This window comes from Achromobacter sp. ACM04 (genome assembly GCF_014851465.1).
GTDB classification, from domain to species: domain Bacteria; phylum Pseudomonadota; class Gammaproteobacteria; order Burkholderiales; family Burkholderiaceae_B; genus Achromobacter; species Achromobacter aegrifaciens.
The window spans coordinates 346,927-359,053 of record NZ_JACUZS010000005.1 but is presented as its reverse complement, the minus strand read 5'-3'; the positions used below and the strand labels follow the sequence as shown (position 1 = coordinate 359,053).

Here is a 12,127-nt window from a genome sequence, read left to right as displayed (position 1 = left end):
GTCCATCATGAGCAGCGTCACTGTAGACCACGTGTCGCCGGGCCACGGCCACGGTCACGATGACCACCACCACGCCATCCCCACCGGCTGGCGCCGCTGGCTTTTCGCCACGAACCACAAAGACATCGGGACGATGTATCTCATCTTCTCGTTTGTCATGCTGCTGGAAGGCGGCACGCTGGCACTGCTGCTGCGCACCGAGCTCTTCGAGCCGGGCCTGCAGTTCTTCCGCCCCGAACTCTTCAACCAGTTCACCACCATGCACGGCCTCGTCATGGTGTTCGGCGCGGTCATGCCGGCCTTCGTGGGCTTCGCCAACTGGATGATCCCGATGCAGATCGGCGCCTCCGACATGGCGTTCGCCCGCATGAACAACTTCAGCTTCTGGCTGCTGCCGGTGGCCGCGATCATGCTGACCGCCTCGTTCTTCGTGCCCGGCGGCGCCACCGCGGCCGGCTGGACGCTGTACGCGCCGCTGTCGCTGCAGATGGGCCCCGGCATGGACCTGGCGATCTTCGCGCTGCACATCATGGGCGCCTCGTCCATCATGGGCGCGATCAACATCATCGTCACCATCCTGAACATGCGCGCGCCCGGCCTGACGCTGATGAAGATGCCGCTGTTCTGCTGGACCTGGCTGATCACCGCCTTCCTGCTGCTGGCCGTGATGCCGGTGCTGGCCGCTGCCATCACCATGGTGCTGACCGACCGTCATTTCGGCACGGGCTTCTTCAACGCGGCCGCTGGCGGCGACCCGGTGCTGTACCAGCACGTGTTCTGGTTCTTCGGGCACCCCGAGGTCTACATCATGATCTTGCCGGCGTTCGGTATCGTGTCGGCCATCGTGCCCGCGTTCGCCCGCAAGAAGCTGTTCGGCTACGCCTCGATGGTTTACGCGACGGCTTCCATCGCCGTGCTGTCCTTCATCGTGTGGGCGCACCACATGTTCACCACCGGCATGCCGGTCACGGGTCAGCTCTACTTCATGTACGCCACCATGCTCATCTCCATCCCGACCGGGGTGAAGGTGTTCAACTGGGTCGCCACCATGTGGCGCGGCTCCATGACGTTCGAGACCCCCATGCTGTTCTCGATCGGCTTCATCTTCGTGTTCACCATGGGCGGTTTCACCGGCCTGATCCTGTCGGTGGCCCCGATCGACATCCAGGTCCACGACACCTACTACGTGGTCGCGCACTTCCACTACGTGCTGGTGGCGGGCTCGTTGTTTGCTCTCTTCGCCGGCGCCTACTACTGGGTGCCCAAGTGGACGGGCCGCATGTACAGCGAAAAGCTGGGCAAGCTGCACTTCTGGTCGACGCTGATCTCGTTCAACGTCACTTTCTTCCCGATGCACTTCCTGGGCCTGGCAGGCATGCCGCGCCGCTACGCCGACTACGCCGGTCAGTTCACGACGTTCCACCAGATGGCCACCATCGGCGCATTCTGGTTCGGCCTGTCGCAGCTGATCTTCCTGTGGGCGATGGTGCGTTGCTACATGGGCAAGGGCGAACCCGCCGCGGCCAAGCCGTGGGAAGGCGCCGAAGGCCTGGAATGGACCGTGCCGTCGCCGGCGCCGTTCCATACGTTCGAAACTCCGCCCGAAGTGAAGTAAGGCAGCCTTTCATGTTTCAGGTAGCACAGCAATGACACCCGAGCAGCGCCGCCGCAACAAGATCGCAGGTCTGGTCCTGCTGGCATTCGTCATTGCCGTGTTTGCCTGGACCGTGCTGCGCGGCTCGGCCCTGCTGTCGGGCGTCGCTGTCAGTTAGGCGCGGGCCATGAGCGACGACCTGCGCGAAACCTCCCAGCGCAAGCTGAGTTTCCTTCAGACGATGAAGGCGGTGGCGTGGGGGTTCTTCGGCGTGCGCAAGGGGGCGGGCCATCGGGAAGACGTCGCCAAGCTCAATCCGGTCCATGTGATCGTGGCGGGGCTGCTGGCAGCGGCTATCTTCGTTACTGTGCTGGTATTAATTGTGCGTTGGGCCGTTTCCAGCCTGACTTGAATCACTTAATTCTATAAATCTGTACCAGGGAGAAAGCCATGAGTGCAAGCCACTCGGTTCAAGGTAAAGAGGCACCGTATTACTTCGTGCCCGCCGACTCGGGTCATCCCGTGCGTACGGCTGTGGCGCTGCTGTTCATGGGCCTGAGCGCCGCGGCCTGGATCAACGGCGTCAGCTGGGCCAAGTGGACCCTGCTGGCGGGCTTCATCGGTTTGATCGTGGTGTTGTACTACTGGTTTGGCGACGCCATCCACGAATCCGAGATCGGCCTGAACAGCAAGCGCATCGACGGTTCCTACCGTTGGGGCATGAGCTGGTTCATCTTCTCGGAAGTCATGTTCTTCGCGGCGTTCTTCGGCGCCCTCTGGTACACGCGCACCATCACCACGCCGTGGCTGGGCGACATGGACCACCGCCTGATGCTGTGGCCCGACTTCCAGGCCGTGTGGCCGAACTTCGGTCCTGCGGGCGTGGTCGAGCACTTCCAGACCGTCGGTCCGTTCTGGCTGCCCACCATCAACACGGCGCTGCTGCTGAGCTCCGGCGTCACGCTGACCATTGCCCACCATGCGCTGCGCGAAAACCATCGCGGCAAGACCATCTTCTGGCTGCTGGCCACCGTGGTCCTGGGCTTCGTCTTCGTGGCCTGTCAGGCTTACGAATACCACCACGCCTATACCGAGCTGAACCTGAAGTTCAATTCGGGCGCCTACGGGTCGCTGTTCTACATGCTGACGGGCTTCCACGGCTTCCACGTGCTGCTGGGCGCCACCATGCTGACGGTCATTCTGATCCGCCTGATCCGCGGGCATTTCACGGCCGACCATCACTTCGGTTTCGAAGGCGCCGCCTGGTACTGGCACTTCGTGGACGTGGTGTGGCTGGGCCTGTACCTGTTCGTGTACTGGTTCTGATCGTTACGCGGAACCAATGAAGCGCGCCAGTTCTTGTGCGAGAACTGGCGCGTTTTACTCATCTGCGATCGTGCACTTGCGGGAACCCGCGGCCCGTATGCCTATCTAAGGCCTGTGCTTTCGATCCAGCCCATGTGATGGGCGAACAGCACGAACAGGAACAGGGCCACCGATAATCCGATGCGCACCGTCAGCGCGTTGACCGTTCGGCTGGTGGTTCCCTTGTCCCGCATCAGGTAGACCAGGGCCGATGCCAGGCTGGCCAGAATCCCGATAAAGGCCAGGACGACGAAAACGCGCATGGTGGTCTCCGGACGAATCAGAGTAGTTATTGTAGAAATATGGCCCGACCGCATTCAACCCGATACACGGTAGCCGCCTTGCTGTTGCTGGGTGCCGCCGTGGTCATCCTGGCATCGCTGGGGCAATGGCAATTGCGCCGCGGCGATGAGCGACGCGCCATTCTGGCTGCTATCGAAGCGGGCCGCAAGCAAGCGCCGCTGCCCTTGAGCCCGGCTACCGACCCCGCCGATATGACTGCCTGGCGTTCGGCCCAGGCTACCGGGGTCTGGCTGCCGCAATTCAGTGTACTGCTGGACAACCGCAACCATGACGGCAAGCCCGGCTATTGGCTGGCCACGCCGCTGCTGCTGGACGCCGATGCGCGCCGCGCCGTACTGGTGCTGCGCGGCTGGATTCCGCGCGTCATGGGGGTTCAGGGCCAGGGCCCCTCGCAGCCGCCGCTGCCCGTCACGCCCGAAGGGCCGCAGACGGTGACGGGCGAGCTGTCGCCTCGCGTGCCGCGTCTGTTCGAGATCTGGTCGCTGGGAGGGTCGGAGCAGTCCGCCTTGCCGGCCTCGCTGCCCGTGGCGGGCGGCGTCTTGCCGCAGGTGCAGAACCTGCCGCTGGACGCATACGCCAAATCCACCGGTCTGGCCCTGCTGCCCACGGTGCTGTCGCAGGCCGCGGGCAACGCGGACGATGGCCTGGTGCGCGACTGGCCGCAGCCGTCCGTGGACTTTCAGCAGAACACGTCCTATGCCGTACAGTGGTTTGCTTTTGCCTCGATTGCCGCCGTCGCATGGCTGGTGGTGCTGGGGGGCGCCATCCGGCGCATGCGGCGCGCGCAGAACGCGCCCGGCGCCTGACCGGGACGCCGACTCTTAACCCGCAAGACGACAGGATACAAAGTGGCTCGCGACCTTTCCTCTACCAAGCCCGCACGCAAGCGCTCCCTGATGCCGATGCTGCTGGTGTTCCTGTGCTCGCTCGCACCCATCGTCGCGGCGGTCGTGGTCTACATGAATCCGCAATGGTGGCCCGATGAGTCCAGCAATTACGGCGCGCTCCTGAATCCGCAGCGGCCCATGCCCGCGGCCGCGGAGTTGCGCCTGACCACGCTGGACGGCCAGCCCTTCGACCTGCAGAGCCTGAAGGGCAAATGGTTGCTGGTGGCCGCCGACGGGGGCGCCTGCCCGGAAAGCTGCGCCCGCAAGCTCTTCATCGCGCGCAACAGCCATGCCAGCCAGGGCAAGAACGTCGACCGGCTGGCGCGCGTCTGGTTCATCACCGACGATGCGCCCGTGCCGGACAAGGTGCTGGAAGCCTACAAAGGCACGGTCATGGTGCGCGCCAATCCAGACCAATTGGCGCGGTTCCTGCTGGCGCGCGATACTGCGGCGGGCCAGCCCGGGCTGGAGGCGCCGATCTGGGTGATCGACCCGCTGGGCAACCTGATGATGCAGTACCCTGCCGAGGCCGATGGCGTGAAGGTGCGCAAGGACATCAGCAAGCTGGTCTACAGCTCGAGAATAGGCTGAGCCTCGGGCTGGCATGGTTTCAATGCGTCGCGCGCATCGCGCGCGGCGTTGCAGATTGGATGTTTATGGAAATCGAACGCATCAAAGCGCGTTATCGCAAGCTTGTTTTCTTTACCTGGTTCCTGACGCTGGACCTCATCATGTTCGGCGCTTTCGTGCGGTTGACGGATTCCGGCCTGGGTTGCCCCGATTGGCCCGGCTGCTACGGCAGCGTGACGCCGCTGGGCGCGATGGGCGACATCCACGAGGCATCGCAGGCCATGCCTTTCGGCCCGGTCACCTTGTCCAAGGCCTGGATCGAAATGATCCACCGCTATGTCGGCACCATCCTGGGCATGCTGATCATCGGCATCGTCTACATGGCGTGGCGTTACCGCGGCCAGCTGGGCCGTTCGCCCAAGTTGGCCGTCGTGACGCTGATTGCGGTTTGCGTGCAGGGCGCGTTCGGCGCCTGGACCGTGACCCACAAGCTGATGCCCGTCGTCGTGACCGCGCACCTGGTGTTCGGCCTGTCGGTGCTGGCGCTGATGACCTGGCTGTCGGCGCGCGAGCGTCCGCACCTGGCCGTGGCGGCTGCGGCCGCACGCTGGAAACCCTGGGTGGCCGGGGGGTTTGCGCTGCTGCTGGTGCAGGTGACCCTGGGCGGTTGGGTCAGCACCAATTACGCCGCGCTGGCCTGCATGGATTTCCCCATGTGCCACGGAGCCTGGGTGCCGGAAATGGATTTCCATGGCGGCTATTCGATCATCCGGGCCTTGGGCGAATTGCCATCGGGCGAGATGATTTCCCAGCCGGCGCTGACCGCGATCCACTGGGTCCACCGCAATTTTGCCTTCGTGGTGTTCCTGTACCTGGGCATACTGGCCTGGCGCCTGCGCGCCGAGCCCGGCCTGCGCGGACCGGCCACGCTGATGCTGGCGCTGCTGGGCGCGCAGCTGCTGACCGGCTTGACGACGATCTTTTTCCAGTGGCCGCTGTTGATCGCGGTGCTGCACAATGGAGGCGCCGCCGGCCTGACCCTGGCCGCGGTGGTGTTGATGGTGCGTTTGTCCACAGCTGGACGTGCGCCCGCCGGGGGCTACGGCCCCAATTCGGTGCGCGTTTAAAATAGGGCCCACTATGACCAGTATTGCCGCTCCCCAGCCCGGATTGTTCCGCCAGTATTTCGTCCTCACCAAGCCGCGTGTGACGCAGTTGGCGGTGTTTTGCGCCGTGATCGGCATGTTCCTGGCGGCGCCCGGCATTCCGGACATGCGCCGCGTGCTGTTCGGCACCCTGGGCATCTGGCTGCTGGCCGCGGCCGCTTTCGCCATCAATTGCCTGATCGAACAGGAAATCGACGCCCGCATGCTGCGTACCGCGCGTCGCGGCACGGCGCGCGGCACGATTTCGGCTTTCCAGGTGCTGAGCATGTCCGGCCTGCTGGGCGGCGCCGGCATGTTCGTGCTGTATCACCTGGTCAACCCGCTGACCATGTGGCTGACCTTCGCCACCTTCGTGGGTTACGCCGTCATCTATACCGTCATCCTGAAGCCGCGTACGCCGCAGAACATCGTCATTGGCGGCCTGTCGGGCGCCATGCCGCCCGCGCTCGGTTGGGCGACCGTGGCGGATTCGGTGCCGGCCGAGGCCTGGATCCTGGTGCTGATCATCTTCATCTGGACGCCGCCGCACTTCTGGGCGCTGGCGCTTTACCGCAACCACGATTACGCCAAGGCCGGGCTGCCGATGCTGCCGGTCACGCACGGCAACCAGTTCACGCGCCTGCACATCCTCTTGTACAGCGTTGCGCTGGTCGCCACCACGCTGTTGCCCTATGCCATCCGCATGAGCGGCGAACTCTACCTGGTTTCCGCGCTGGTGCTGGGCGGCATGTTCGTCTCCTATGCATGGCGGCTCTATCGCGCCTACAGCGACGAGCTGGCGCGCAGCATGTTCCGTTTTTCCATTCTCTACCTGGCGCTGCTGTTCGGCGCCCTGCTGGTGGACCACTGGGTCGGCCTGCTGCGCTGATCCCCTGGAGGTTGTCGATGTCCGTGTTTTCCACCAGCCGCCGGCTGGTCCTGCGCCTGGGCGCAGCCGCTGCTTTCACCGCCGCCCTGGCCGCCTGCGGCGACAGCGCGCCCGTATTCAAGGGCAGCGACATCAGCGGCACCCAATTGGGTCGCGGCATGGAGCTGGTCGATTACAACGGCAAGACGCGCCAGCTGTCCGATTTCGCCGGCAAGGTGGTGGTCGTGTTCTTTGGCTTCACGCAGTGTCCGGACGTGTGCCCGACCTCGCTGGCCGAGCTGACCGAAGTCATGAAGAAGCTGGGGCCGGACGCCGACCGCGTCCAGGTGCTGCTGATTTCGGTGGATCCCGAGCGCGATACGCCCGAGGTCCTCAAACAGTACGTCACCGCCTTCGATCCGCGCTTCCTGGGGCTGACCGGCACGCCGGACCAGGTAAAGAAGGCCGCCGCATCCTTCAAGGCCTATTACGCCAAGGCGCCGACCAAGGACGGCAGCTACACCATGGACCACACGGCCGCGTTCTACCTGCTGGACGGCAAGGGCGAATCGCGCGTGCTGGCCAACAACAACATCGGGGTGGAAGCCCTGACGCAGGATATCAAGGCCCTGCTCAAGGGCTGATCAGGCGGCCGTGCTGGCTTACTTGCCGGCGGCGGCCCAGCCGGCAAGCGCGGCGCGGGCCGGCTCGCTCAGTTCTGCGGCAGGGATCTCGCGCCGGTGCGCCATGATCATGAGCGCGTAAGGGGTGGCCAGCGCGGCAGCCTCGGGACACAGGCGGGATTCGTCGCCCACCGACGGCGAAATATTGCGCCAGTAGTTGATGGCCTGTTCGAGCTGGGGCAGGGTAATGGGATCCATCCGCCTATTGTCCACGAATGGGAATGGCTGTCCACCGGCCCGCGTCCTGCAAAGAAGCGTCACCATCGCAACACGCCGAAACCGTGCCTGGGTGCTATACCACTGCCGGTTAGTAACGATGGAGCATCGTCATGAATACATCCGCCAAAATTGAATCTGCGCGCCGCGCCATCCATCCCCTGGTCGCTGCCGCGGCGATCGCCGTCATCGTCATGTGTACGGTGGGCGTGGCCGCCGTGATGGGCTGGCTGCCCTCGCCTTCGGCCAACCCGCATGCCGACGAACCCGTGGCCGAGGCCGGTCCCGAAGACGCCAACCTGGCGCCCGCGCCGCAGGCCGCCGTGCCGCCCGCGCCCGCGCAAGGGGCGCAGGCGTCCGCTGCGCCGCGTCCCCAGGCTCAGGCCCAGGCGCCGGCTCCCGCCCAACGCCCCGCGCCCCAATCGCCAGCGCCGCAAGCCTGCGCCACCTGCGGCGTGGTGGAATCGGTCCGACAAGTGCAGGTACCCGTCAAGGACAATAGCGACCACCTCATCGGCACCATCGGCGGCGGCGTGGTCGGCGGCGTCGTGGGCAACCAGTTCGGCGGCGGCAGCGGCAAGACGGCCCTGACCGTGCTGGGCGCCGTGGGCGGCGCTTTGGCAGGCCGTGAAGTTGAGCGTAATATCAGACAGCAACAAACGGTGACGCACTATGAACTCACGGTGCGCATGAATGACGGCAGCACGCGCCAATTCCGCAGCGCGCAGCCGTTCGCTTTTGCGTCGGGCGATCATGTGCGCGTGGAGAACAATCAGCTGCTGCGCGGATGATCCCGCCTGCCGGCGACATCTGTCTTAGGGGAGACCAGGAATGAGCGACCAACACACGAACCCGTTCGTTCTGCCCGGCATGGGCCAGCATTCCGACCTGTCGGGCAACCCGCTCCTGGCCAGCATGGAAATGATGCGCCAGGCCTGGGCGGGCCTGACCGGACCTGGAGGCCTGGCCAGCAGCCTGCCCATGGCTCCCCCGATGAACCTGGAAGACCTGGACCGCCGCATCGCGGAACTCCGCTCCGTGGAAAACTGGCTGCGCATGAACCTGTCCATGCTGTCCAGCACGATCCAGGGCATGGAAGTCCAACGCTCCACCATCAGCACGCTGCGCGCCTTCGTGGACAGCGCCGCCAATCTGGACATGGGCGCCTTCCAGGACAGCGGCGCGGCTTCGCCGCTGGAAGTCGTGCTGGGCTTGAAGCCCGGCCCCAAGTCCGCGGCCAAGGCGACGGCCTCCAGCCCTGCCGCCGAAAGCGGCAAGGCCAAGGGCGAAGAGCCCGCAGGGCAGCAGCAATCCGCCGCGCCGGGCATGAGCGAACAAATGGGCGCCGCGGCGCAATCCGCTTCCAAGGCCTGGTGGGACCTGCTGCAGCAGCAGTTCAACCAGATCGCCGCTGCCACTGCGGCTTCCATGCCGGCCGCGCCTGCCGCTGCCGGCGCCGATGCCGCGGCCAAGCCCAAGCCGGGCGAATCCAAGGCCGCGGCCGCGCCCGCAGCCAAGGCGTCCAAACCGGCGGCCCGCAAGTCCGCCGCGCCCCGCAAGGCCGCCAAGAAAACCGGACCGGACGCCAACTAGCGTCGGTCCTCTCTTTAAATCGTCGGGCGAGACGGCCGCAAGGCCTCTCGACCGCCACTCAACATACTGGAACCTATGCTTAACGTAGTAATTCTTGCCGCCGGACTGGGTAAACGCATGCAGTCCGATCTCCCCAAAGTTCTGCACACGCTGGCTGGCAAGCCGATGCTGGGCCACGTGCTGGACAGCGCGCGCCAACTGAAGCCGGCGCGCATCATCGTTGTGGTCGGCCACGGTGCGGACCGCGTCAAACAGGCCTACGAAGGCCAGGCGGACCTGCACTTCGTGTTGCAGCAGCCGCAGCAAGGCACCGGCCACGCCGTGCAGCAGGCCGTGCCGCTGCTGCTTGAAGGCGATGGCAAGGACGATGTGACCCTGGTGCTGTACGGCGACGTGCCGCTGGTGCAGCCCGAGACCCTGCAGCGCCTGTTGGACGCGCGCGGCACTGGCGCCGCCGTGCTGACCGAGGTGCTGGCGGATTCCACCGGCTACGGCCGCATCGTGCGCGACGCCAGCGGCAACGTGTGCCGCATCGTTGAACACAAGGACGCCTCGGACTCCGAGCGCGAGATCAAGGAAGTGAACACCGGCATCCTCAGCGCGCCGACCGCGAAGCTGAAGGACTGGCTGTCCCGCATCGACAACAACAACGCCCAGGGCGAGTACTACCTGACCGACGTGGTCGGCCTGGCGGTGGTCGACGGCGTGCCGGTGGGCGCGGCCCAGCCCGGTGCGTCCTGGGAAACGCTGGGCGTGAACAGCCGCGTGCAGCAGGCCGAACTGGAACGCCGCTGGCAGGCCGAGCAGGCTCGCCGCCAGCTGGAAGCCGGCGTCACGCTGGCCGACCCGGCGCGCTTTGACGTGCGCGGCTCGCTCACCTGCGGACGCGACGTGTTCATCGACGTGGGCTGCGTGTTCGAAGGCCAGGTGTCGCTGGCCGACGGCGTGCGCGTGGGCCCGCACTGCGTGCTGCGCGACGTCAGCGTTGGCCCGGGCACGCACATCGAGGCCTATAGCCATCTGCAGCAGGCGCAGGTCGGCCGCGATGCGCGCGTCGGCCCCTACGCCCGTCTGCGTCCGGGCGCCGAACTCGGCGACCGCAGCCACGTCGGCAACTTCGTTGAGATCAAGAAGAGCGTGCTGGGCGAGGACAGCAAGGCCAACCACCTGGCCTACATCGGCGACGCCGACATCGGCGCGCGCGTGAACGTGGGCGCGGGCACCATCACCTGCAACTATGACGGCGTGAACAAGCACCGCACCGTCATCGAGGACGACGCCTTCATCGGCTCGGACACGCAACTGGTGGCGCCGGTGCGCGTCGGCCGCGGCGCCACGCTGGGCGCAGGCACCACCCTGACCCGCGACGCGCCGGCCGAGAAACTGACGGTGTCGCGCGCCAAGCAGGTCACCGTCGACGGATGGCAGCGCCCGGTCAAGAAATCGTGACGGGGCAGAGCGGAGAGGCGCCGGCCAACGGCGCCAAGCCCGCGCCGCCCGACGGCCTGCCGACGCCGCGCCGTTACTGGGCGGCGGCCACCGTGATGACAGGCATCAGCCTGTCGGTCCTGGACACCACCATCGCCAACGTGGCGCTGCCCACGATCGCCGTCGACCTCAACGCGTCGCCGGCCCAGGCGGTCTGGATCGTGAACGCCTACAACCTGGCGGTGGTGATGATGCTGCTGCCCTTGTCGGCGCTGGCCGAGCGCATCGGCTTTCGCCGCATGTTCACCTTCGGCCTGATGCTGTTCACCCTGGCCTCGCTGGGCTGCGCCCTGGCCGGCACGCTGTGGCAGCTGACCGCGGCGCGGGTGTTCCAGGGCATAGGCGCGGCGTCGCTCATGTGCATGTTCGGCGGACTGGTGCGCAACATCTACCCGTTGAAGCTGCTGGGGCGCGGGATAAGCATCAACGCCACCACCGTGGCCATCATGTCGGTGCTGGGACCGACCATCGGTTCGGCCATCCTGTCGGTGGCGCCCTGGCCCTGGATCTTCGCCGTCAACCTGCCGATCTGCGCGCTGACGATGCTGGGCCTGCGGCATCTGCCGGAAGTACCGCGCAACAACGTGAAGCTGGACTGGATCAGCGCGCTGCTGTGCATGCTGACCCTGGGCGTCTTCATTTCGGGCGTGGACATGATGGGCATGGACCTGCTGCGCGGCATCGGCCTGGTGGCGATCGCCACGGTCATCGGCCTGGTTCTGGTGCGGCGCGTGGGCAAGCAGCCAGCGCCGCTGGTGCCGGTGGATCTGCTGCGCATCCGTCCGCTGGCCTTTGCGGTAGGCGCCTCGGCCTGCACCTTCGCCGCGCAGATGGCGTCCTACGTGTCCCTGCCGTTCTATTTCCAGCAGGTGCTGGGGCGGCCGTATCTGGAAGTGGGCATGCTGATGGGCGCCTGGCCCGTGGGCACCGCCATCATCGCCCCGCTCGCGGGGCGGCTGTCCGACCGCTATTCGGCCGCCACGCTCAGCGGCATGGGCGCGGCGGCGATGGTGGTCGGCATGCTGTGGCTGGCGGCGCTGCCGGCCACGGTGTCGAACTGGCCCATCATCGCGGGCATGTTCGTGGCGGGGATGGGCTTCGGCTTCTTCCAGACGCCCAACAACCGCGCCATGCTGTCGGCCGCGCCCCGTTCGCGCAGCGGCGCGGCGGGCGGCCTGCAGGCCACCACCCGGGTCTTCGGCCAGAGCTTCGGCACGGCGCTGGTCGCGATCGCGTTCAGCATCAGCCTGGCCCATGGCCCTGGCCTGGCGCTGGTGCTGGGGACCATCTGCGCCGGGCTGGCGGTGGTGGTCAATACGGTTCGCTTCAGCAAGTTGCGGCCCTAGGACGGTCCCGCGAGGCCGCCATTGTGGCGCCGGCGGGCTTGGGCCCCCGGCCGCTTCTATAATGACGGC

General features: G+C 66.2%; 15 protein-coding genes. 13 read left to right on the top strand and 2 right to left on the bottom strand.

Annotated elements, in window-relative coordinates:
* The first annotated feature begins 7 nt into the window (after positions 1–7).
* Genes ctaD through IB259_RS27005 form a run of 4 tightly spaced genes read left to right on the top strand, consistent with a single transcriptional unit; the run spans position 8 to position 2,920 of the window.
* Positions 8–1,615: a cytochrome c oxidase subunit I gene (gene ctaD, locus IB259_RS27015; RefSeq protein ID WP_054455447.1), complete on the top strand. Its 1,608-nt coding sequence runs from the start codon at positions 8–10 to the stop codon at positions 1,613–1,615.
* A gap of 31 nt (positions 1,616–1,646) precedes the next feature.
* Positions 1,647–1,772: a cytochrome oxidase small assembly protein gene (locus IB259_RS31050; protein WP_013390977.1), complete on the top strand. Its 126-nt coding sequence runs from the start codon at positions 1,647–1,649 to the stop codon at positions 1,770–1,772.
* Positions 1,773–1,781: 9 nt separating this feature from the next.
* Positions 1,782–2,006: a DUF2970 domain-containing protein gene (locus IB259_RS27010; RefSeq protein WP_013390978.1), complete on the top strand. Its 225-nt coding sequence runs from the start codon at positions 1,782–1,784 to the stop codon at positions 2,004–2,006.
* Positions 2,007–2,044: 38 nt separating this feature from the next.
* Complete coding sequence (locus tag IB259_RS27005; RefSeq protein WP_042795688.1) at positions 2,045–2,920, top strand: cytochrome c oxidase subunit 3; 876 nt, start codon at positions 2,045–2,047, stop codon at positions 2,918–2,920.
* A gap of 101 nt (positions 2,921–3,021) precedes the next feature.
* On the opposite strand, the gene IB259_RS27000 is transcribed toward IB259_RS27005, so the two are convergent.
* Entirely contained in the window at positions 3,022–3,222 is a 201-nt protein-coding gene (locus tag IB259_RS27000; protein ID WP_006224570.1) for a twin transmembrane helix small protein, read from the bottom strand.
* A gap of 39 nt (positions 3,223–3,261) precedes the next feature.
* Here IB259_RS27000 and IB259_RS26995 point away from each other — a divergent pair, with 39 nt between their 5' ends.
* The 5 genes from IB259_RS26995 (at position 3,262) to IB259_RS26975 (ending at position 7,376) form a co-directional block, all read left to right on the top strand.
* Complete coding sequence (locus IB259_RS26995; protein ID WP_054455446.1) at positions 3,262–4,068, top strand: SURF1 family protein; 807 nt, start codon at positions 3,262–3,264, stop codon at positions 4,066–4,068.
* Positions 4,069–4,158: 90 nt separating this feature from the next.
* The gene (locus IB259_RS26990; RefSeq protein ID WP_054455444.1) at positions 4,159–4,740 is read left to right on the top strand and encodes a hypothetical protein; all 582 of its coding nucleotides are present in this window, start codon (positions 4,159–4,161) and stop codon (positions 4,738–4,740) included.
* A gap of 71 nt (positions 4,741–4,811) precedes the next feature.
* Positions 4,812–5,846 carry a heme A synthase gene (locus IB259_RS26985; protein ID WP_054455925.1) on the top strand — a complete coding sequence of 345 codons (1,035 nt, stop codon included), beginning with the start codon at positions 4,812–4,814 and terminating at the stop codon, positions 5,844–5,846.
* A 13-nt stretch (positions 5,847–5,859) separates the two neighbouring features.
* Positions 5,860–6,753, top strand: a complete 894-nt coding sequence (cyoE, locus tag IB259_RS26980) for a heme o synthase (protein ID WP_054455442.1) — start codon at positions 5,860–5,862, stop codon at positions 6,751–6,753.
* Positions 6,754–6,770: 17 nt separating this feature from the next.
* Positions 6,771–7,376 (top strand): SCO family protein, encoded by a 606-nt coding sequence (locus tag IB259_RS26975; RefSeq protein WP_119449869.1) that lies wholly within the window; start codon positions 6,771–6,773, stop codon positions 7,374–7,376.
* 18 nt (positions 7,377–7,394) lie between these two features.
* On the opposite strand, the gene IB259_RS26970 is transcribed toward IB259_RS26975, so the two are convergent.
* Positions 7,395–7,613 (bottom strand): DUF3717 domain-containing protein, encoded by a 219-nt coding sequence (locus IB259_RS26970; RefSeq protein WP_054455439.1) that lies wholly within the window; start codon positions 7,611–7,613, stop codon positions 7,395–7,397.
* A 131-nt stretch (positions 7,614–7,744) separates the two neighbouring features.
* On the opposite strand from IB259_RS26970, the gene IB259_RS26965 reads away from it, so the two are divergent.
* The 4 genes from IB259_RS26965 (at position 7,745) to IB259_RS26950 (ending at position 12,058) form a co-directional block, all read left to right on the top strand.
* Complete coding sequence (locus IB259_RS26965; RefSeq protein WP_119449870.1) at positions 7,745–8,422, top strand: glycine zipper 2TM domain-containing protein; 678 nt, start codon at positions 7,745–7,747, stop codon at positions 8,420–8,422.
* Between the two features lie 40 nt (positions 8,423–8,462).
* Positions 8,463–9,224 (top strand): PhaM family polyhydroxyalkanoate granule multifunctional regulatory protein, encoded by a 762-nt coding sequence (locus tag IB259_RS26960; RefSeq protein ID WP_192330599.1) that lies wholly within the window; start codon positions 8,463–8,465, stop codon positions 9,222–9,224.
* A gap of 75 nt (positions 9,225–9,299) precedes the next feature.
* A complete protein-coding gene (glmU, locus tag IB259_RS26955; protein WP_175161978.1) occupies positions 9,300–10,673 on the top strand; it encodes a bifunctional UDP-N-acetylglucosamine diphosphorylase/glucosamine-1-phosphate N-acetyltransferase GlmU in 1,374 nt (457 codons plus the stop codon).
* A complete protein-coding gene (locus tag IB259_RS26950; protein ID WP_119449872.1) occupies positions 10,646–12,058 on the top strand; it encodes an MFS transporter in 1,413 nt (470 codons plus the stop codon). The genes glmU and IB259_RS26950 overlap by 28 nt, the downstream gene beginning before the upstream one ends.
* The last annotated feature ends 69 nt before the right edge of the window (positions 12,059–12,127 follow it).